The organism is Leifsonia xyli subsp. cynodontis (assembly GCF_050632205.1).
Classification (GTDB): Bacteria; Actinomycetota; Actinomycetes; order Actinomycetales; family Microbacteriaceae; genus Leifsonia; species Leifsonia xyli_D.
Genome location: NZ_CP192578.1, coordinates 1 through 19,875, shown reverse-complemented (window position 1 = coordinate 19,875; position 19,875 = coordinate 1). Strand labels below are relative to the sequence as shown.

Sequence of the window (19,875 nt, the reverse complement as noted above, 5' to 3'; positions counted from 1 at the left end):
TCCCCTGTCCACCGCCGGAGTCCCGGCGCGCCTAACATCTTACGGTTTTGGTTCATTCTTGACGGGTCCGTTCTTCCTGTGCTTTGCTTTGTTTGCTTTGGTTTTGGAATCGACGGAAGGGAGTGGCGAGGATGACGGGATCCGCTGATGTGCACCCGGAGACCGCGGCCGGAGTCCTCGGCTCGCCCGCCATCCTGGTCGTGGGACCCAACCCCGCCATGGATCGCACCGAAGAGCTGCTGGAGTTCCGCCCGCACGAGGTGAACCGCGCCCTGGCGACCAGCCCGCGCGCCGGCGGCAAGAGCTTCATCGTCGCTCGAGCGCTGCGCCGTCTCGGGCACCCGGTGAGCGCGTACGGATTCCTGGGCGGGGCTACGGGACGCTATCTCCGCGACGAATGCGGCAAGCTCGGCATCCGCGACCGGCACACGGAGATCAGCGACGACACGCGCATCAACACGATCCTCGTCGACGAGCGCACCCGGCTCTCCACTGTCATCAACGAGCCCGGGCCGGTGGTCTCCCCCGCCGAGGTGGCCGCGCTCACCTCCGCCGTCGCCGACGATCTGCGCGACGGCGACCTGCTCATCCTCACCGGCAGCCTCCCACGCGGCGCCGACGACGACTTCTACGCGTCGCTCATCGCGCTCGCCCGCAACCGCGGCGCACGCGCCGTGGTCGACGCCGACGGCGCGGCGCTCGTCAGCGCCGCCGGTGCGACACCGTGGGCGATCAAATGCAACATCAGCGAGTTCCAGGCCGTCGCGCCGGAGGCGCCGCTCGATGTGACGGCAGAAGGGGACCGGTCCGCGTTGGTCGCCGCGATGCGGTCGGTGGCCGACACGGGAGTGGACCTCGTCATCGTGACCCTCGGAGCGGGCGGCCTGATCGCCGTGACGCAGACCCATGTCTTCGACGTGGATGCGCCGGTCGTCGCGACGAAGAACGCCACAGGCTCCGGCGACACGTTCCTCGCGGGGTTCGCGGCGTCGGTCGCCGACGGCGCAGAGCTCGCCACGGCCCTCTGCGTGGGCGCGGCTGCGGCGAGCGCGAACGCCGCTGTGCTCATCCCGGACATCGGACCGGACCCCGACCTCGCAGAGCTGCTGTCGCGCACGCATGCGCGCGTGGAGCCGGTCGCCGCGCGCGTCGGCGGGTCCGCGCGGCTGGGCGCACGTCCATGATCTTCCTCGGGGTGGACATCGGCACCACGCGGACCAAGGTGCTCGCCTACGACACCACGTCCGGACCCGCCGGTGTCACCGGGCGGCCGACCCCGGTCCTCGAGTCCCCCATCGGCGACCTGCGCGACGCGGACGCCGTGCTCCGGACCGTCGTCGACGCCCTCGGCGACACGGTCGCCGCCCTGACACCGGAGCAACGGGAGCGGGTCGCGGGAGTCGGCGTGACCTCCCTCAGCGAGGAGGTCGTGCTGCTCCGGCGGGACGGCAGCCCGCTGGGGCCGATGCCCACCTGGTACAACCAGAGCGCCGGGCGGGCCGCGGCCGCGGAGGCCGGCCTCGATCCCTCCTTCTCCTGGGCGAAACTGCGCTGGGCGTTCGACGAGCTGGGGAGCGCGTCGGGGGCCTTCCCCGGTGCGACGCCGAGCGACGTCGCGGTCATCACGACTCTGAGCGGCTACGTCGTGGATCGGCTCGCGGGCGCAGGCGCGTACGCCGTGGACCACTCCCACGCGTCCCGCACCGGGTTCTTCGGGCTGCGCGAGGCCCGCTGGTCGGTCGAGGACTTTGAGCGCACCGGGTGGCCCGCATCCGCGCTGCCTCCGCTCGTGCCGACGGGAAGCACGGTCGGCCCGCTGGACCCGGCGCTCGCCGGCAGGATGGGCTTACCGGTGACGACCTCCGTCGTCATCGCCGGCCACGACCATTTCTGCGGCGCGTACGGCATCGGCGTGCGCGGAGACGGCGAGTTGTACGTCTCCGCCGGCACGTCGGAGGCGCACTGCCTGATCGTGGACGAGCTCCCGGACGGCCCGCTGCCCGCGGAGGTGGGCGTCGGACGCTTCGTGGACGGCGAGCGCTTCTACCTGCACCGGCAACTGCCGTCCGGGCACCTGTACCGCCACTGGCGCGGGCTGCTCGGGCTGACCGGTCAGACGCCGGAGGAGGAGAGCGCCGCGCTGGCCGCTCATCCCGTCGGTTCCCAGGGCGCCGTCCTGGTCCCCGGCGTCGACACGGACACCCGCAGCTGGCTGCTGGGCCTCGGCACCGACGCGGACGGCTCCACCGTGCTCCGCGCGTTGTTCGAGGGGCTCGGCTGCGCGGCCCGCGAGATCGACGCCGAACTGATGTCGATCTCCGGCCGGGCTGTGACCTCGGTGATGGCCGCCGGCCTGCCGTGCGCGAGCCCGGTGTGGCAGGAGATCCGGGCGCACCTCTCCCCCGCCCCGATGTGGGTCAGCGCCGAGACCGAGGCGCCCGCGCTCGGGGCCGCACAGCTCGCGCAGCGTGCCGTCACCGGCGACGGTGCGTCCACGCAACCCTCGACCTCCCTCCTCACCACCGACGACGGGCTCGTCGCGTATCGCGCGGTCTACGAGCGGTTCCTCACCCTCGCCGGTTCCGTCATCCGCTGACTTCACCGCCTCACCCACATCCACCATTCAGAAGGGAACAGCCATGCCTACCACCCTGCCCGCCCGCCGGCTCGGCACCACGGACATGCACCTCACGCGCATCGGATTCGGCTCGCTCGCCATGGGCGGGGCGCAGTGGGTGTCCGGCCGTGGTGAGCAGAGCGAGTCGAACTCGCTGGCGAGCGCCCGGGCGGCCGTCGAGGCCGGGGTGAACTGGATCGACACGGCGCCCGTGTACGGCCGGGGCCTCGCCGAGGAGCTCGTCGGCTCGGTGCTGCGCGACTTCCCGGAGGCCGACCGTCCGCTCGTGTTCACCAAGGCGGGCCTGGGGTGGGACGACGACGATCCCCGCGGCGCCCCCACCCGTACGGGAAGCCCGTCCCGCATCCGGGTGGAAGTCGACGACTCGCTCCGCCGGCTCGGCGTCGAGCGCATCGACCTCTACCAGATGCACTGGCCGCCGCTCGATGCCTTCACGATCGAGGACTACTGGCCGGTGTTCGCCGAACTCCGCGACGCGGGCAAGGTGCGGGCGATCGGCCTCTCGAACCACACCGCCGAGGAGCTGGAGGCTGCCGAGCGCATCGCGCACGTCGACTCCATGCGGCCTCCGTTCTCCCTACTGAACCGCGAGGCTGCCGGCGGCGTTATCCCGGCGTCCCTCGCCAACGGCACCGGCGTTCTGGCCTACGCGCCGATGGAGTCGGGGCTGCTGACCGGCGCGTTCACGCCGGAGCGCGCGGCCGGGCTGTCCGACACCGACTGGCGCCGGGACAGCCCCGACCACACCGGGGAGGGGCTCCGTCGCAACCTGCAGGTGGTCGACGCTCTGGCCGCCGTCGGCCGTGAGCAAGGCGTCTCGACCAGCGCGGTCGCGGTCGCCTGGACCCTCGCCTTCGACGGCGTTACCGGGGCGATCGTGGGTGCACGGGCACCCGAGCAGATCGGCGATTGGATCGCCGCCGCCTCGCTGGAGTTGACCGCCGCCGACCTGGACCGCATCGCGGACGCCGTGGAGCATTCCGGGGCAGGGCGCGGTCCCGTGCGGGCGGAGGCTCGCGCGTGAGCCTCGTCTCGCCGGCCCATCTGCTCGCCGCCTCCCGCGCCGGCGTCGCGGCCTTCAACGTCATACTTCCCGAACACTTCGAGGCGTTCATCTCGGCGGCGGAGGCGGGATCCAGCGGGCTCATCCTGCAGCTGTCGCAGAACGCCGTGCGCTACCACGGCTCGCTCGCACCGATGGGTGCGGCTCTCCTGGCCGCCGCGAGCAAAGCCACGGTGCCCGTGGCCGTTCAGCTGGACCATGCGGACGACACGGAGCTCATCCGCGAGGCGGCCACTATGGGGTTCACGTCGATCATGTTCGACGGCTCCGGGCTCGACGACCGGGCCAACGCGGAGCAGACCGCCGCCCTGGCGGAGGAGTTGCACGCCTCCGGGATCTGGGTCGAGGCGGAGCTCGGGGAGGTCGGCGGGAAGGACGGCGTGCACTCCGCGACCGCGCGCACAGACCCCGCCGAGGCCGCCCGGTTCGTGGCGCGGACGGGTGTGGACGGCCTCGCCGTCGCCGTCGGCAGCTCGCACGCGATGACCGACCAGTCGGCGGTGATCGACCTCGGCCTGGTGGCCGCACTCCGGGACAGCGTGCCGGTGCCGCTCGTGCTGCACGGTTCGTCCGGTGTTCCGGATGCGCGGGTGCGGGAGGCGTGCCGGGCGGGCATTCGCAAGGTGAACGTGGGCACGCGGTTCAATGCCGTCTTCAGCGAGGCTCTGCGCCAGGCCCTCGCGTCGCAGCCGGAGGCGGTCGACCCCCGGCGCTATCTGAAGCCGGCGAGGGATGCCGTGGCGGCGGATGCCGCACACCTGCTGCAGGTCATCGGCGGTCCCACCCGCTAGCGCCGCGCCGCGCTCCAGGTCAGCGAGTTCCGGGCCTGCTGCGGGCTGAGGGCCGTCTCCGCTCCGCAGTTCGTGCACTGGTTGACGTAGCGCGTCGAGAACGAGAACAGCGGGATGAAGAAGAGCGTGAAGCGGTGGGATCGCTTGATCACGTTCTGCTGCGCCTGGACTCCGCAGTACCCGCAGACGAAGCTCACCACGGTGAGGAGCGTCTCCCGGATCCCGGTTCCGAAGATCAAGAGCATGAAGGTCCTTCCGTCGAACAGGCACCCATCTAGCGGCGGCCATCCGAAGCGGCATAAGGCCTTGACCCGGCTCGTGGATGCGCACGCTGGGCGCTCCGGCCTGGCAAGCTCCTGAACGCGACTGGACCGTGCGCCCGGACCGGTCTACCGTTCGACGTCGGTCTGTGTGCTCCATGGCACCGACCGCGGAAGGAACACCTTGACTCTCAACCTGTCCTCGTCGCCGCAGCTCAGCGCGCGGTTGTCGCCGGATGCGACCGGCGAGCTCCTCATCGACGGCGTCCGCGAGGACTTCGCCGAGGAGAGCACGCAACGCCTGCGGGAGGCCGTGCTCGGCCGCGTGGGCGAGATCGCCGCATCGGCGGGCCGCCCGGTTCGGCTGACCGTCTCCGACGAGGAGGGCGACTGGCTGCTGGCCGTGCAGCCCGACGGCAGCATCGGCGACGAGGAGTCGCTCTCCGCCGCCGCTCAGCAGGAAGAGCTCCGCCCCGTGTCCTCGGCGTCGGCGACCACACGCGAGGCACCTTCCCTGGATACGCACGCGCGGGAGACACCCACGCGGGAGGCACCGGCCCGCGAGTCGTTCCTCCGTGCGGAGCGGACGCGCCCCGACCGCGCCCGGCAGGGTGTGCGCGGCGCGCTCGCTCGCGCCGGAGTCCCGCTCGCGCCGTCGGCGGCGGAGCTGCGGGAGCGGGCCGAGCGGGATGCGGTGAGCCGCCACTGGGCGGGTCCGCGCACGATCGCGATCGTGAACGGGAAGGGCGGCGCGAACAAGACGCCGACCACGGCGCTGCTTGCGGCGGTCTTCGCACGCAACGGCGGCTCGGGCGTGCTCGCCTGGGACAACAACGAGACCCGCGGCACCCTCGGCTGGCGCACCGAGAAGGACGACCACGACGCCACCGTGCAGTCGCTGCTTCCGGCGACCGACGCCCTGCTTTCCGCCGGGGCCCGCACGGCCGACATCGGCCACTTCATGCACCACCAGAACGCCGACAAGTACGACGTTCTCCGATCGAACCCGACGATGCTGGCGACGGAGCAGCGCATCTCGAGCGCCGACTTCGACCGCCTTCACGCCGTCGCCACCAAGTTCTACCGGCTCGTCTTCATCGACAGCGGCAACGACGAGTCGGCCGAGCGGTGGCTGCGGATGATCGACCACACCGACCAGCTCGTCATCGCGACCACCGCGCTCGGGGAGCACGCGGAGGCCGGGGCGCTCCTCCTGGAGGCGCTGCTGCAGCGCGACGCGAACTCGGCCCGCCTCGCCCGCGACGCCGTCGTCATCGTGTCGCAGTCGGAGCGCACCGGACCGGCCTCCGACGCCGGACGGGTGGCCGCCGGCTTCGCGCCGCTCGCCCGCCGCGCCGTCACCATCCCGTTCGATCCCGAGATGCACGGCGGCCGGCTGTCGTTCGAGTCGCTCGCCGGCCGCACGCAGCGCGCGTGGCTGCACGCCGCGGCGGCCGTGGCCGAGGGTCTGTAGCGGCCCCCGCCGAGCGCTACCCGGCGAAGCTGCCGAGCGTGTCGGTGGCCAGCGCCGTCCGGAGCCGGGCGACCGCCGCCTCATCGACGTTGACGATCGACTGGCCGTCCGCCGACCGGCCCGTCCCCGCGGTGGGGAGGGTGAACGTGTGGATGCTCGACATACCCGACAGCCGCATGCTCGCCGCCAACCCGAGCATCGCCTGCAGGCTGAAGCCCTGGTCGACTTTCACGTACGAGCCCGCGCTGGCCGCGAAGCCGGTGAGCCTGCCGGGATCGGTGAGCACGGAGAAGCTCATCAGCTTGGCGCCGAACGCCTTCATCAGCGCCTGCTGGTCGGCCACCCGCTGGTAGTCGGCGTTCGCGAAGGCGTACCGCTCCCGGGCGAACGCGAGGGCCTGGTCGCCGTTGAGGTGGTTCATGCCCTTGACGAAGGAGTAGTGCGGCGGACGGACCGTGGTGAAGGCGACGGGGCTGTCCACGTCCACACCGCCGAGCGCGTTCGTCATCTGCTTCAGGCCGGCGAAGTCGATGATCGCCACATGGTCGATGCGGGCCCCGAGCAGCTGTTCGACGGTCTGGATCGCCAGCGGGGTGCCGCCCCAGGCGAGCGCCGCGTTGATCTTGGCGGACCCGTTGCCCGGGATGGGGACCCAGAGGTCGCGCATGATGGACATCACGTAGACGTTCTTCCGGTCGGCGTCGATGTGCACGAGCATCATGGTGTCGGACCGCTGGTCGGAGACGCCGGTCGCACCCACCTCGGTGGGAGCGCCGCGCGAGTCGGACCCGAGCAGCAGGATGTTGGTGGCGCCCGTCGCGGTCGCCGCCGGGCGCGCCGCGGCGGCCGGGAAGGCGTCGTGGATGTGCGTGACGTGCGAGTCGAAGCTGGACGCGACGGAACCCGCGTAGATCGCCCCGCCCCCGATCACGACGGTCACCACGGCGGCGACGGCCAGGACCACGGCGGTCAGCGCGACGAACCACCAGCGGTGGCGACCTCGTGGCCTCTCGTGGCGGCGGGTGTGGTGAACGGCGTAGGAGACCAAAGTCCTCGCCCTCCTTCGCGTCTGATCGGGGACGCATCGTCGGGTTCGTGTTGATGAGATTTCCTCACCTACTAGCCAGAGTACGTCGCGTTTCCGGTTTTGTCCGCGCTTAAGCGGACATTCTTGTACCCCAGTTGGAGGGGCATGCCGCTGCATTCGTCCTCCCCGCTACTGTCGGCATCATGACCCTCGCCTTCGCCCGCTCGCGCACCGCCCTCGTGACCGGCGCCGGAAGCGCCCAGGGGATCGGCTTCGCCATCGCCCGCCGGCTCGCCGAAGCCGGCGTCGGCGTGCACCTCACCGGGCACAGCGACCGCGTCCTGGACCGCGCCGCCGAACTCGCCGCCGAGGGCCACGCGGCGACGGCGAGTACGTGCGACCTGACGAAGAGCGACGAGGTCGAGGGACTGTTCCGCACGAGCGGGCCCGTGGACATCCTGGTGAACAACGCCGGGATGGGGTCGCTGGCCGAACCGCAGCGCCAGAGCCGGTTCGTCGATCTCGACGAGGGCGAATGGGATGCGGGGATCGCCGTGACACTCAAGACCGCGTACCTCGTGACGCGCGCCTACCTGCCCGCGATGCTGGAGTGCGGCTACGGACGCATCGTCAACGTCGCCTCGGTGACCGGACCCCTGGTCACGGATCCCGGCAACTCCGCGTACGCCGCCGCCAAGGCCGGGATGGTCGGCCTCACGCGCACGCTCGCCCTCGAGGTCGGTCCGGCCGGGGTCACCGCGAACGCGGTGGCGCCGGGGTGGATCGAGACCGGCGCCTCCACCCCCGCGGAACTCGTCGCGGCGACGGCGACCCCGCTGGGCCGGGCTGCGACGCCCCGCGAGGTCGCGTCGGCCGTCCTGTTCCTGGCGTCCGACGACGCGAGCTACGTCAACGGAGTCACGCTCGTCGTCGATGGCGGAAACGCCCTGCAGGAGACCAAGCGGTCCTGAGCGCGAAAACACCCCCGAACGGGTGCCAGCGCTTTGGAGGACAGGGGCCTACGATCGTCCTACGCCCGCCGAACCCGCAAATCGCGTGGGCCATTGCAATCGCAGGCCATCCGACACCCGCCTGCACTACCCGAACCCGACTGGAAAGTACCCGAAACTTCCATGCTCACGAAGCTGAACCCTGCCCTCTCACCGTCCCTGCTCTCCGCCCTGAGCGATGTGCGCTCCGGCCAGTGGGTCGCCGTCACCTCGCTCCCCGTCGAGGACGGCCGGTCCACCATCCACGCCCATGACTCGCTCGAGGATGTGGCCGACGCGATCTTGGCCACCGTCCCGGTCAGCTCGCGGACCCCGCTGCCGCTGGTCGGCTGGCTCGCCGATGCCGCGGACGACGCCCACCTGGATGCGTTCTTCGCCTTCCAGGGCATCGCTCGCGACGCGGAACGACGGGAGCTCGAGATGGCGCGCATCCTGGACCTCCCCGCGGACATCTGGTCCGGCGCCGCGGTGGTGGTCACGGTTCCGAGCGCGGAAAGGTTCGCCTTCTTCGTCTGCGTCGGACGCGGCGACCACGCGGTCGCGCCGCTCCTCGCCGCGGCGCCGGTCCTCGCCGCCTGACGATCCCGCCGCATTCCTGGCCCGACAAGCCGGATAAGCGGCCAGGAACGGCCACGCTTCAGAAGAGCGCCGACACGCCGGTTGCCAGCGCATAGATGGCGAGGCCCGCCAGGGCGCCCACCACCGTGCCGTTGATGCGGATGAACTGGAGGTCGCGTCCCACCTGGGTCTCGATCTTCTCGGTGGTCTCGGCCGGGTCCCACGACTGCACCGTCTCGGTGATGACGTGCGCGATGTCGCTGCGGTAGCTGGTCACCAGGTGGAGCGCGGCATCGGTCAGCCGGGCGTTGAGGGACGCGCTCAGCTCGCGGTCCGCGAGCACCCGCCGGGCGACGTCGCCGACGAACGCCTCCGCCCGGCGCCGCAGCTCGCTGTCCTCCTCGGAGAGCGCCTGGACGGCTGCGTTGCGCGCGGCGGCCCACGCGGAGCCGGCGAGCTCGCGGATGCGCGGGTCATCGAACGCGCGGCCCTTCGCCGCCTCCAGCCGATCGATGGTGGCCTGGTCGTTCTGCAACCGGTCGGCCAGCCGCGCGAGGTAGTCGTCGAGCGAGCGGCGGAGGCGGTGGTCGGGGTCGTCGCGCATCTCCCGGACGAACCGGCGCGCCTCCGCGTGCAGGCGCTCGTCGATCGCCCGGTCGACGAACGACGGCAGCCACGACGGGAGCCGCCGCGACACCACGGGCCCGAACGCCTCGGGGTTCGCGGCGAGCCACTCGTCCAGCCGGTCCAGCAGCAGCTCCACCGCCTCGCGATGACCGCCCGAGTCGAGCACGCGTGCGCCGAGCCGCCCCAGCGGCGGACCCCACTCCGGCGCCACGAGGTGCGTCCGTACGACGGCCTCCACCGCTTCGCGCATCCGGTCGTCGTCGAGAAGAGCCGCGATCCCGGTCACGCCGCGGAACGACTCGGCCACGACGCGGCGGGCGTTCTGCGGCTCGGCGAGCCAGTCCGCGGCCGCACCCGCGAGGTCGATCGTGCCGAGCTTTCCGGCGACCACCTCGTCCGACAGGAAGTTCGTCTCCACGAACTCACCCAGGCTCGCCCCGATCTCGTCCTTGCGGGTCGGGATGATCGCGGTGTGCGGGATGCGCAACCCGAGCGGGTGCCGGAACAGCGCCGTGACGGCGAACCAGTCGGCGAGCGCACCCACCATCGCGCCCTCGGCGGCGGCGCGCACGAAGCCGAGCCAGGGATAGCGATCCTGCAGCGCGAACGCCACAGCGAACACCACGGCTGCCACGGCGAGGAGGCTGGTCGCGAGCGCCTTCATCCGCCGCAGCGCGACGCGGCGTTCGGCGTCGGTCGGGAGGACGCTCACGCGGTCGCTTCCTGAATGCGCACCTCGCACCTCCCGGCAGGTAGATCGGCGTCACCCACCGTACCCACACACCGCTGACGAATCGACCCGGTCAGGTCTCGGCCGTGAGAATGCGGAGCAGTTTCGACATCGCGGCGCGCTGTTCCTCGTCGAGTGGCGCGAAGAGTTCGCCGAGAACGCCGGCGGCCACCTCGTGGCCCTCGGCGAGCGCCGCGCGCCCCGCGTCGGTGAGCTCGTGCTCGAGGCGGCGTCCGCGGCCGGCCGAGCGGGCGATGAGCCCGCGGTCCACCAGCCGGTTCGCCAGCGTCCCGAACGCCTGGTCACTCTGGAAGGTGGCAGCGGCGAGGTCGTGCCCGGACGCTCCCGGCATGCGGTCGATGGCCCGGAGCGCGTCCCACTGCACCAGGCTGACGCCGACCGGGCGGAGGGCCGCATCCATCGTGCGGTGATTGCGGTACTGCGCGCGCTTGATCGCGAGGCCGAGGGCTTCCAGGTCCACCGTCATGGTGTTACTGTATCAATACTCGTAGATAAACATGTTGATACAGGAGCCGATGTGAACACCCCTCTTCCTGCGGACCTCCCCCTGCTCGAGGCCGGCGACCCCCGCGCCCGCACCGCACTCATCCTCCACGGCGGAGGCGGGCCGCGGACGGTCGCCCCCATCGTCGCCCACCTCCGCGGCACGATGCACGCCATCGCGCCCACCCATCCCGGCTGGGACGGGACCGAGCTGCCGAGCTCCATCGCCTCCGTCTCCGATCTCGCTGCGGGATACCTGCAGCTGCTGCGTGACCGGGGCGAGCGGGATTCCGTCGTGATCGGATCCTCGATCGGCGGCTGGATCGCCCTGGAGATGGCAGTGCAGGCGGCGACCGACGACCGGTTCGCCGACGTGCTGTCCGCCGTCGTCGACATCGACGGCGTGGGAGCCGTCATCGAGGGTGCGCCGATCGCGGACTTCTTCGCCCTCGACGCTCGCGGCCTCGCCGACCTTGCCTGGCATGATCCGGAACGCGGCTACGTGGATCCCGCCGGTCTCACGGACGAGCAGCGCGCCATCCAGCAGTCGAACGGCCGCGCCATCGCGACGGTGGCGGGTGCCGGGATGAGCGACCCGGCCCTGCTCGGCCGGCTGGGCACCGTGAACATCCCCGCCCTGATGGTGTGGGGCGCCAGCGACCGGATCGTGACGCCCGCCTACGGACGCGCGCTCGCGCGCGCCGTGCCCGGCGCCCGGTTCGTCGAGATCCCCGAAGCGGGGCACCTCCCGCACCTCGAGTCTCCGGATGCGACCTGGAGAGCGATCGACGCCTTTCTCGCCGCGGTGTGACCCTCGGCGGACGTCGTACGGACATGCTCATCGATCAACGCCACGGCCTCGCACCGCGGCGACGATGCCCAGAACCGCCACGACCACCCAGGCCAGCCCGCTGATCCACAGGGCGACCTGGCCGACGGTGTTCAGAAGCGGGGAGCCGGCGGCCTTCGCGAGCGCCTGCGTCGCGGCGGTGTACATCCCGAGCGGGAAGACGACCGCCCACAGCGGCGTCTCGTACTGCAGCGGCGTCCGCTTGACGAGGCGCTTCCACACCGCCGCGATGAGCAGGAAGGGAACGCACCAGGTCCCGAATCCCCACAGCACGAGGGCGAAGCCGCTGATGAACGGCCGCACCGCCAGCAGTTCGGGCATCAAGGCGAAATGGGCCCCCGCGAGCGCCGAGATCGCGGCGGCACCCATCACCACCCAGGCCGTGGGCTCGACCGCCGCCTCGCTCCCCCGCGTCCCGAACAGCCGCGCGGTGAGGAGGCCGGCGATCAGCAGGTAGAGGACGACGCCCGCGCCCCACAGCGCGATGCCGACGATGCCGGCGCCGAGCGTCGACAGGATGATCGAGAGCGCCTGCGTCGCGACGACCCAGAGGAACCAGGATCCGTCGACGGAGCGGGTGACCGGCTGCGTCTCGTCGGAGCTCAGCACGAGCAGCGGCAGCATCGCATACGTGAGCGCGAGCCAGACCAAGATGCCGACGATCGCCGCGACGACGGCGACCCACTGGACCCCGAGGAGGGCGGCGAGCGCCGCGACCACGCCGAGCGCGGCGACGATCGTGAAGAAGCCGAACCCCCGCGTCGGGGTGCGCAGGTCGGCGGCAAGCTGCTCCCGGCCCACGACCGCCCGCGCGATGAGGAGCGCCGCGAGCACGATGAAGCCGGCCCCCGCGACGATCGCGAGGACGACCCCGACGGCGCGCATCCCGGCGGTGGTGAACGCGGTTCCGACGATGCCCGTCGCCATGACGAAGGCGAAGGCGTTCGGCGGTTGCCGGCGGATCAGATTTCGGCTGTCGGCTCCCGAAGTGCTCATGCCCTTCGTTGTATTACCGCGCCGGGCGCGGCTCGATCCCTTGCGTCGCAACGCCGTTGGTGCGATACGGCTCCGGCCGTCCGGCGGCGACGCGGCCGTCCACCACGGTCACGATCTCGTCGAGGGTGGGCGAGTGGATGAGATCGTGCGTCACGAGCAGGGTGGCGGTGCCGCGTTCGTGCGTCAGCCGGGCGATGAGATCCATGATGGCGGCGCCGCGCTCCTGGTCGAGCGCGCTGGTGGGCTCGTCGACGAGGAGCACGCTGGGGCGGCGGACGAGCGCGCGGGCGATGGCGACGCGCTGGCGCTGCCCGCCGGACAGCTGGGCCGGACGCTTGCCGGCGTGATCCGTCAGCCCCACGAGGTCGAGCAGTTCGTCGACGCGGCCGCGGACCGCAGACCGGACGGGCCGCCGACTGCCGCCGCCCAACTCCCCCATGACCTCCAGCTGCTCCCGGGCGGTGAGCGACGGCAGCAGGTTCGACTGCTGGAACACGATGCCGATGCCCTCGCGCCGCAGGCTCGCGGCGGCTTCGCGGGGAAGGGCGGCCGCATCCACACCGTCGATCAGCACCCGGCCGGAATCGGGGCGGATGAGCGTGGCGGCGAGCGCCAGGATGCTGGACTTGCCCGAACCGGAGGGCCCGGTGATCCCGGTCACCACGCCTGCACGGCCGTGGAGGGTGACGTGGTCGACGGCCGTGATGCGCGATGCGCCGTCCGGGAAGGAGAGGGTGACGTCGTCGAGGGTGATCATCGGTTGCTCCCGAGGGCGGTGAGGGGGTCGGCGGAGGTGACGGTGCGGAGGGCGACGGCGGCGCCGGCAAGGCCGAGCAGCGTCATCGCGACGGCCGGGACGGCGGTGGTGAGCGGTGCGACCAGGAACGGCAGCGCCGAGTCCATCAGCGCGGCGAGACCGAGCACGACGAGCATCCCCGCGCCGATGCCTGCGACCAGGACGACCAGAGCCGGCCCGAGCGCATCCACGACGAGGGATCGGGTGGTCGCGCCGAGCGCCTTCAGCACCGCGATGTCGCCGGAGCGCTGCATGGTCCACACCGTGAAGAAGGCGCCGACCACCAGGGCGGAGATGCCGAACAGCAGGGCGACCATGAGCCCGAGCGAGCCGATCTCGCTCCGGAACGTCTCGAGCGCGGTGAGGCTGAGGAGCGGCTCCTGGGCGCTCGTGCCGGTCCGGGATGCCAGCGCATCCCAGTCCGGAGCGCCGGAGACGGCGAGCACCGTCGGCTCGCCGGTGCCGCCCATCCGCTGGTCGACGGTGGCCCAGGCGGAGGGGGTGAGCACGACGACCGGGGTGTGACTGTACCAGGCGTCACCGCCGACGGAGGTCACGCGGAAGGACCGGCCGCCGATCGCGACCGAGTCCCCCACCGCCGCGCCGAGCTCCCGCGCTGCACCCTCCGACAGGCCGATCTCGTCGTCGGCGGCCGGCGCCAGCGCGACGAGGGCGGAATCGCCCTGCCCTCCGGCCATGCCGAAGGCGGCCACGGCGGCGGAGTCACTCTCGCTCGCGCTGTCTGCGACCGAGCCGTCCAGCGTGGCGCGGGTCTGCGCGATCCCGACGGGGAGCGCTTCGGAGACCCCGGGCGCGTCCCTCCAGGTCTGAACGGTGGACGGGCTGAGCGACGACTGGCTGAAGGAGGCCTGACCGGACGAGGGATGCTGCAGCACCAGGCGGTCCCCGGGCAGCTGCAGAAGGGCGGAGACGTTCTGGGCGGCGAGGCCGCCGGTGAGGCCCGACAGGAAGCCGACCAGCACGGTGATGAGGGCGACGACGGTCGCGATGAGAGCGAACCGGCCGCGGGCGTGGCGGAGATCCCGCCAGGCGACGAACACGAGGAGTCCTTTCCGGGGCGAGACCGTTCCCGCCTTCCGTACTCCACCCTTCCGATCCCGGCCGCGCGGATCATCGCCCGCACGGTCGAACCTCGGCTCCGACTTTCCATTGATGCGCGCCGGGCGGCCGCGTCCCTAGGCTGGCAGTGCCATGTCCCACAGCGCGCTCACCCCCGTCTTCGTCGGCCTGCGCGTCGGGCTCCACATCCTGGTCGCAGCCCTCGTGGTGCTGGCCGGCGTGCGCGCCGCCGCGCTGCCCTCCGCTCAGGCCGCGGTGGCCTGGATCCTCCTCGTCGCGTTCGCCCTGGTGTACGCCTCCGCCGCGTTCGTCCGGCGCGTGCCACCGGCGAGCCGTCCGCGGCTTGCGGCGGTCTGGGTGGCGGCCCTCGCAGTGGTCTGGGCGGTGCTGGTCTTCGTCGTGCCGGAGGCGGCCTACCTCGCGTTCCCGCTGTTCTTCCTGTACCTGCACCTGCTGCCGCGCCGGATCGGGCCGGTGGCCGTCACGCTCACGACCGTCGTCGCCATCGGCGCGCTGTCCGCGCACCAGGGGTTCTCGGCCGCCGTCGTCGTGGGCCCGGTGATCGGGGCCGGAGTCGCCCTTCTTCTGGGGTCGGCCTACCGCGCCCTCGCGACGGAGGCCGCGGAGCGCGAGGCGCTGCTGGAGGAGCTCCTGGCGACGCAGGACCGGCTCGCCGCGACGGAACGGGAACAGGGAGCGCTGGCCGAGCGGGCACGACTGGCCCGCGAGATCCACGACACGGTCGCGCAGGGCCTGTCCAGCATCCAGCTGCTGCTGCACGCGGCCGAGCGGGCGGACCCGGAGGGAGCCGGCGTGGAGCACCTGAAGCTGGCGCGGTCGGCGGCCGCCGACAGTCTCGCCGAGACGCGGAGATTCATCCGCGAGTTGTCCCCGCCGGCGTTGGATGACGGCTTGGGCGATGCGCTCCGCCGGCTGGCCTCGGCGCAGTCCGAGCCGGGCGGCCTCGTGGTCGATGTGGAGGCGCCCACGTCCCTGGACCTCCCGATGGGCACGCAGACGGCGCTGCTACGCATCGCGCAGGGGGCTCTCGCCAACGTACGGCAGCATGCCGACGCGCGCTCCGCCCGCCTGCTGCTGCAGCAGACGCCCGACAGCGTCGTCCTGCGGATCGCCGACGACGGCAGGGGCTTCGACCCCTCGGCGGTCCGCGCAGCGGCCGCCCGAGCGGATTCGTTCGGTCTGCGCGCGATGTCCGAGAGAGTCGACCAGCTCGGCGGCACCCTCGACATCGACAGCGCCCCGGGCCGCGGGACGCGGATCACAGCCACCCTGCCTCGGAGCACACCGTGATCCGCGTGCTCATCGCGGATGATCACCCCGTGGTGCGGGCCGGCATCCGGGCGCTGTTCGACACGGAACCGGACATCGCGGTGATCGGTGAGGCGGCCACCGCATCCGACGCCGTCGCCCAGGCGAGCGCGCTGCGCCCCGATCTCGTGCTGATGGACCTGCAGTTCGGCTCCGAGAGCGGCGGCGCCGAGGCGACCCGCAGCATCCGGGCTCTCGACGACCCGCCGCACGTGCTGGTGCTCACCAACTACGACACCGACCTCGACATCCTCCAGGCCATCGAGTCCGGAGCGAGCGGCTACCTGCTGAAGGACGCGCCGCCGGACGAGCTCATCGCCGCCGTTCGCGCGGCCGCTGCCGGCGAGAGCGCGCTCGCACCTGCCATCGCCGGACGCCTCATGGCGCGCATGCGCGCCCCCCAGCCCAGACTCTCGGCGCGCGAAGCCGAGGTCCTCGCGCTCGTCGCCGACGGCGCCTCCAACGCCGACATCGCGCAGAGCCTGCACATTACCGATGCGACCGTGAAGTCGCACCTCGTCCACATCTTCACGAAGCTCGACGTCGGCTCCCGCACCGCCGCCGTCAGCGCGGCGCGCTCGCTCGGGCTGCTGCGCTAGGACGTCGCCCGCTCTGCCCTGGCGCCATCCCGGCGCGACGAGCAATTGCGGTCACTCTCGCCGCTGCGCCTGCTCTCGGGATGGTAGTTTCGCCTGACATTTCGGTTGACATGTTTGGGGTGCAGGTGTCAGGAACGCTGAGGGTCGATGCCGACCGGTTGCGGGAGGGCGCGAAGGCGTTGAAGCGCACCTGTGCCGGTGGTCGCCCGTCGGCGGACGAGGCGGATGGGTTCGGGTCGCCGGTGGCGCGGGGGGCCGTGCATCGGTTCGAGGGGTACTGGGTGGCCGGTCAGTCGGCGGTGGACGAGCTGATGGCGGGGTTGGCCGGTGCTCTCGCTCAGGTGGCCGACGCGTACCAGCGGCGGGATGCGCAAGACGCTCACCGGTTCGACCACGCCGGGGGTGGGTTCGTTGCGTTCTAGGTGGGCGGACTGGTCGCCGGCCGGGTTCGAGACCGATCCCACCCCGGGCGACCCCGGGTTGGTGGACGCGTTGGCCGCCCACCTCACGAAGTGGTCGGGGCGGCTGGAGGGTCAGGCCAAAGCGGCAGACGACCTGGTCAACACCGGGTTGGAGGCTGCGGCGTGGTCGGGGCTCGCTGCCGACGTGTTCCGGGAACGGTTGCGGACGCTGGCTGACGCGGCCCGGGTCGCCGCGGCACGGCACACGGAGGGCGCTCGGGCGGCGACGACGTGGCTGGGGTCGATGACAGAGTCGCAGAACACCGCTGACCGGGCGTTGCAGGATGCGGAGGATGCCCAGGCCGACCTGGAGCGGGCGCAGGCGCAGGTCGCGGCGCTCAGCGCGGAGCATGCGGCGCTGCTGCTGGTCGCGGATGCGCTGCAGAGAGCGTACGCGTCCGGGGAGGAGCCCTCGCACGCGAAGATGCTCAATGCCCGCCGCCGCGAGCAGGACACCGAGGACAATCTGATCCGGGCCCGGTCCGCGATCGAGGAGGCCGAGGAGCGGCTGGACGACGCCCGGCGCCGGGCCCAGCAGGCCAAGCACGAGTACGACGCGGCGGAGAAGACCTTCGCGACCGCTCTGGACGGCGCGCTCCACGGCGCGATGCCCGCCGTCCCCGCACCGCAGTTGGCGACGTTCGGAAAAGCGGTGACCAAACTCTCCGCCATCTCAGCCACGGCGAGCGCGAACGCGTCGCTGATGGACACCGTCACCACGCTGACCCCCGACGAACTGCAGGCGCTGATCGGCCAGGACCCGGAGATCGTGCAACGGTACTGGGAGCACCCGCCGTCCGCGGACAAGGTCGCGACCTGGTGGAAGAACCTCCCGTCCGAGCAGCAAACCGCGTTCGCCGCCGCCGCGCCCGAGGTCCTCGGCAACCTCGCCGGGCTGCCCTACGGCGTCCGGAACACCTGCAACCTTGCCAGCTACAACAACGCGCAGAAGCACAAAGCGGACCTGACCCCGGAACAACGCAAGGTGCTCAGCGCTCTCAAGAACGTGCTCGCAGACGGGTCGGCATCGCTGGTCTGCTTCAACCCCGACGCGTCGGTGCCGATGGTCGCTGTCGGGTACGGCGACCTCGACACCGCCGACACCGTCACCTGGGCCGCCCCCGGAATGAACTCCGACGCCACCAACGCCACGAAGAACTGGTCACGGGCGGCGAAGAACCTCTATATGCAGCAGAACGACCTCGATCGAGGTCGCACGCATGGGGTGGTCGGCTGGCTGGGATACGACACCCCGGACCTTGTGACGGTGAACAATCCCGCGCTGGCGCAGGACGGCGCCTGGCGGTTCGCGACCGAGTTGGACGGCACCCACGCCACCCGCGCCGGGAAGCTGCCGTATGTGGGGGTGGTCGCCCACTCCTACGGCACCACCACGACCGCGAACGCGCTGACGCACACGAAGTATCCGGTGGACTCGTACACGATGCTCGGCTCTGCCGGGATCGACACCGGCACCGTCCACGCCCTCACCGACCTGCACGTGACGAAAACCGCCGGAGCCCCTACGATCTACACGACCTCCGCAAAGCTGGACCAACTGGCCCCGTTCGGCTCGACCGTCGGAGGCCGGGCAGAGCCCAACCCGGATGTCGCCTTCACCGCCGGGGGCATCGTGCGACCCGCCATCATCCGCGGCGCCCAATCGTTCTCCTCCGAAGGCGCAACCCTCCCCAACGGCGACACGTTGAAGCAGACCAAGGGCCACAGCCCCATCGGCGATGACGTCGGACCCAACTTCCTCAACGGGATCGCCCCCGAAGGCCACGGCTACCTCGACCAAAAGACCGAAGCGCTCTACAACGCCGCCGCGACCACGATCGGCCAGCCCGGCAAAGTCGTCGGCGGATTGAAGCCCACCCGATGAACCACACACCCGGCGCGGTGAATCGAATCGCGAGAATATGCAGTGCCACGGTGATCGCCGTGGCAACCGTGTCGTTGATAGGAGGATGCATGTCCGTACCCGCCCTGAGCGGCCCCGCCCCGCAATCCCCAGGCACCCCACAGAAGACCATCACCCAACTGCTCACCCAATGGGCCGACCTCACCAACGCCGCCATCGCCGCCACCGGCGACACCCAGAACTGGTACCGCGGCGCGATCATCGAACAGAAGCCCTGGGACCCGGCCGCCGAAGACGTGAGTCTGGCCCCGTGCCACACCCGGGGCTCGGACGACGCCTCCCAGGTACAGGCCGTGGTCCAGCACGACGCGTTCGAGGTTGACCCGCATCCGATCGCGGACAAACTCACCGCCTACTGGGAAAGCCAAGGCTTCACCGTCACCAGAACCATCGACTGGACGACCCCGACGGGCTGGCAGAGCGTCGAGCTCAGCGCAGACCGCCCCGACGGCGTCTCGTACGGGCTCACCGCCACCAACGACCTCGTCTCCATCGACGTGTACACCGAATGCTCCGCCCACCCCTCCATCGACGACTGGGCCGAGGAGCGAGTACAGAAGCGGCTGGACGACCTACCCACACCCACGCCCTCCCCCACCCCATCGACGCACCTCGGGCAGGGTCGAGCCGACACGGGAAGCCCGACAGCCGCCGCGGCGATCAGCGACCCGACGGACCTGTTCCGCGAATTCCACGACGCCGTAAACCACTCTGCCCCCGCGGCAGCCAGCGACTCGACGGACCTGTTCCGCGAATTTCACGACGACGCAACCGGTAACTCCGCGGAGGTCGAGGACGACGACGGATGGGTCTGGTAGGCCGCAAGGAAACAACCTCCACGTGAAACAGGACCAGCGGACCCAGTATCTACACGACTGCTGCCAAGCTCCAGCCCAGCGAGGCCGTCGGCGGATTGAAGCCCACCCGATGAACCACACACCCGGCGCGGTGAATCGAATCGCGAGAATATGCAGTGCCACGGTGATCGCCGTGGCAACCGTGTCGTTGATAGGAGGATGCATGTCCGTACCCGCCCTGAGCGGCCCCGCCCCGCAATCCCCAGGCACCCCACAGAAGACCATCACCCCAACTGTGCAATGAGCGAGACCTCCTGCTTTCCGCCATCACGCCGCCACCGGTCATGCGGAGAAGGCCGGA

20 protein-coding genes are annotated in these 19,875 nt (G+C 71.4%); 13 read left to right on the top strand and 7 right to left on the bottom strand.

Annotated elements, in window-relative coordinates; all coding sequences use genetic code 11:
• Positions 1-131: 131 nt before the first annotated feature.
• The 4 genes from ACQ86M_RS00100 to ACQ86M_RS00085 are packed head-to-tail and all read left to right on the top strand — an operon-like array spanning position 132 to position 4,492.
• Positions 132-1,184, top strand: coding sequence for a 1-phosphofructokinase family hexose kinase (locus ACQ86M_RS00100; RefSeq protein WP_431246611.1), 1,053 nt, complete (start codon positions 132-134; stop codon positions 1,182-1,184).
• Positions 1,181-2,596 carry an FGGY-family carbohydrate kinase gene (locus ACQ86M_RS00095; protein WP_431246610.1) on the top strand — a complete coding sequence of 472 codons (1,416 nt, stop codon included), beginning with the start codon at positions 1,181-1,183 and terminating at the stop codon, positions 2,594-2,596. The genes ACQ86M_RS00100 and ACQ86M_RS00095 overlap by 4 nt, the downstream gene beginning before the upstream one ends.
• A gap of 43 nt (positions 2,597-2,639) precedes the next feature.
• Complete coding sequence (locus ACQ86M_RS00090) at positions 2,640-3,662, top strand: aldo/keto reductase (RefSeq protein WP_431246609.1); 1,023 nt, start codon at positions 2,640-2,642, stop codon at positions 3,660-3,662.
• Positions 3,659-4,492, top strand: a complete 834-nt coding sequence (locus ACQ86M_RS00085) for a class II fructose-bisphosphate aldolase (RefSeq protein ID WP_431246608.1) — start codon at positions 3,659-3,661, stop codon at positions 4,490-4,492. Before ACQ86M_RS00090 ends, ACQ86M_RS00085 begins: the two co-directional genes overlap by 4 nt.
• On the opposite strand, the gene ACQ86M_RS00080 is transcribed toward ACQ86M_RS00085, so the two are convergent.
• Positions 4,489-4,737 (bottom strand): zinc-ribbon domain-containing protein, encoded by a 249-nt coding sequence (locus tag ACQ86M_RS00080; RefSeq protein ID WP_431246607.1) that lies wholly within the window; start codon positions 4,735-4,737, stop codon positions 4,489-4,491. The genes ACQ86M_RS00085 and ACQ86M_RS00080 overlap by 4 nt on opposite strands.
• Before the next feature lie 199 nt (positions 4,738-4,936).
• On the opposite strand from ACQ86M_RS00080, the gene ACQ86M_RS00075 reads away from it, so the two are divergent.
• Positions 4,937-6,226: an AAA family ATPase gene (locus ACQ86M_RS00075; RefSeq protein WP_431246606.1), complete on the top strand. Its 1,290-nt coding sequence runs from the start codon at positions 4,937-4,939 to the stop codon at positions 6,224-6,226.
• A 16-nt stretch (positions 6,227-6,242) separates the two neighbouring features.
• On the opposite strand, the gene ACQ86M_RS00070 is transcribed toward ACQ86M_RS00075, so the two are convergent.
• Complete coding sequence (locus ACQ86M_RS00070; protein ID WP_431246605.1) at positions 6,243-7,274, bottom strand: LCP family protein; 1,032 nt, start codon at positions 7,272-7,274, stop codon at positions 6,243-6,245.
• 182 nt (positions 7,275-7,456) lie between these two features.
• Here ACQ86M_RS00070 and ACQ86M_RS00065 point away from each other — a divergent pair, with 182 nt between their 5' ends.
• Entirely contained in the window at positions 7,457-8,224 is a 768-nt protein-coding gene (locus ACQ86M_RS00065; RefSeq protein ID WP_431246604.1) for an SDR family NAD(P)-dependent oxidoreductase, read from the top strand.
• A 162-nt stretch (positions 8,225-8,386) separates the two neighbouring features.
• Entirely contained in the window at positions 8,387-8,842 is a 456-nt protein-coding gene (locus tag ACQ86M_RS00060; protein ID WP_431246603.1) for a hypothetical protein, read from the top strand.
• Positions 8,843-8,900: 58 nt separating this feature from the next.
• Here ACQ86M_RS00060 and ACQ86M_RS00055 read toward each other — a convergent pair whose 3' ends face one another.
• Positions 8,901-10,112, bottom strand: coding sequence for a DUF445 domain-containing protein (locus tag ACQ86M_RS00055; RefSeq protein ID WP_431247920.1), 1,212 nt, complete (start codon positions 10,110-10,112; stop codon positions 8,901-8,903).
• Positions 10,113-10,251: 139 nt separating this feature from the next.
• On the bottom strand, positions 10,252-10,665 hold the full coding sequence (locus ACQ86M_RS00050) for a MarR family winged helix-turn-helix transcriptional regulator (RefSeq protein ID WP_431246602.1): 414 nt from the start codon (positions 10,663-10,665) through the stop codon (positions 10,252-10,254).
• 51 nt (positions 10,666-10,716) lie between these two features.
• Between ACQ86M_RS00050 and ACQ86M_RS00045 the strand changes: the two genes are divergently transcribed.
• On the top strand, positions 10,717-11,493 hold the full coding sequence (locus ACQ86M_RS00045; protein WP_431246601.1) for an alpha/beta fold hydrolase: 777 nt from the start codon (positions 10,717-10,719) through the stop codon (positions 11,491-11,493).
• A gap of 27 nt (positions 11,494-11,520) precedes the next feature.
• Here the strand turns inward: ACQ86M_RS00045 and ACQ86M_RS00040 are convergent, their stop codons facing one another.
• Genes ACQ86M_RS00040 through ACQ86M_RS00030 form a run of 3 tightly spaced genes read right to left on the bottom strand, consistent with a single transcriptional unit; the run spans position 11,521 to position 14,385 of the window.
• Positions 11,521-12,528: a tellurite resistance/C4-dicarboxylate transporter family protein gene (locus tag ACQ86M_RS00040; RefSeq protein ID WP_431246600.1), complete on the bottom strand. Its 1,008-nt coding sequence runs from the start codon at positions 12,526-12,528 to the stop codon at positions 11,521-11,523.
• 13 nt (positions 12,529-12,541) lie between these two features.
• Positions 12,542-13,285, bottom strand: coding sequence for an ABC transporter ATP-binding protein (locus ACQ86M_RS00035; protein WP_431246599.1), 744 nt, complete (start codon positions 13,283-13,285; stop codon positions 12,542-12,544).
• Positions 13,282-14,385, bottom strand: a complete 1,104-nt coding sequence (locus tag ACQ86M_RS00030; protein ID WP_431246598.1) for an ABC transporter permease — start codon at positions 14,383-14,385, stop codon at positions 13,282-13,284. The genes ACQ86M_RS00035 and ACQ86M_RS00030 overlap by 4 nt, the downstream gene beginning before the upstream one ends.
• 151 nt (positions 14,386-14,536) lie before the next feature.
• Here ACQ86M_RS00030 and ACQ86M_RS00025 point away from each other — a divergent pair, with 151 nt between their 5' ends.
• From ACQ86M_RS00025 to ACQ86M_RS00005, 5 genes are all read left to right on the top strand, one after another.
• On the top strand, positions 14,537-15,715 hold the full coding sequence (locus tag ACQ86M_RS00025; protein WP_431246597.1) for a sensor histidine kinase: 1,179 nt from the start codon (positions 14,537-14,539) through the stop codon (positions 15,713-15,715).
• Positions 15,712-16,332: a response regulator gene (locus tag ACQ86M_RS00020; protein WP_431246596.1), complete on the top strand. Its 621-nt coding sequence runs from the start codon at positions 15,712-15,714 to the stop codon at positions 16,330-16,332. Before ACQ86M_RS00025 ends, ACQ86M_RS00020 begins: the two co-directional genes overlap by 4 nt.
• A gap of 125 nt (positions 16,333-16,457) precedes the next feature.
• Positions 16,458-16,754, top strand: coding sequence for a hypothetical protein (locus ACQ86M_RS00015; RefSeq protein WP_431246595.1), 297 nt, complete (start codon positions 16,458-16,460; stop codon positions 16,752-16,754).
• Positions 16,699-18,678: an alpha/beta hydrolase gene (locus ACQ86M_RS00010; protein ID WP_431246594.1), complete on the top strand. Its 1,980-nt coding sequence runs from the start codon at positions 16,699-16,701 to the stop codon at positions 18,676-18,678. The genes ACQ86M_RS00015 and ACQ86M_RS00010 overlap by 56 nt, the downstream gene beginning before the upstream one ends.
• 89 nt (positions 18,679-18,767) lie before the next feature.
• Positions 18,768-19,535, top strand: coding sequence for a hypothetical protein (locus tag ACQ86M_RS00005; RefSeq protein WP_431246593.1), 768 nt, complete (start codon positions 18,768-18,770; stop codon positions 19,533-19,535).
• Positions 19,536-19,875: the final 340 nt, after the last annotated feature.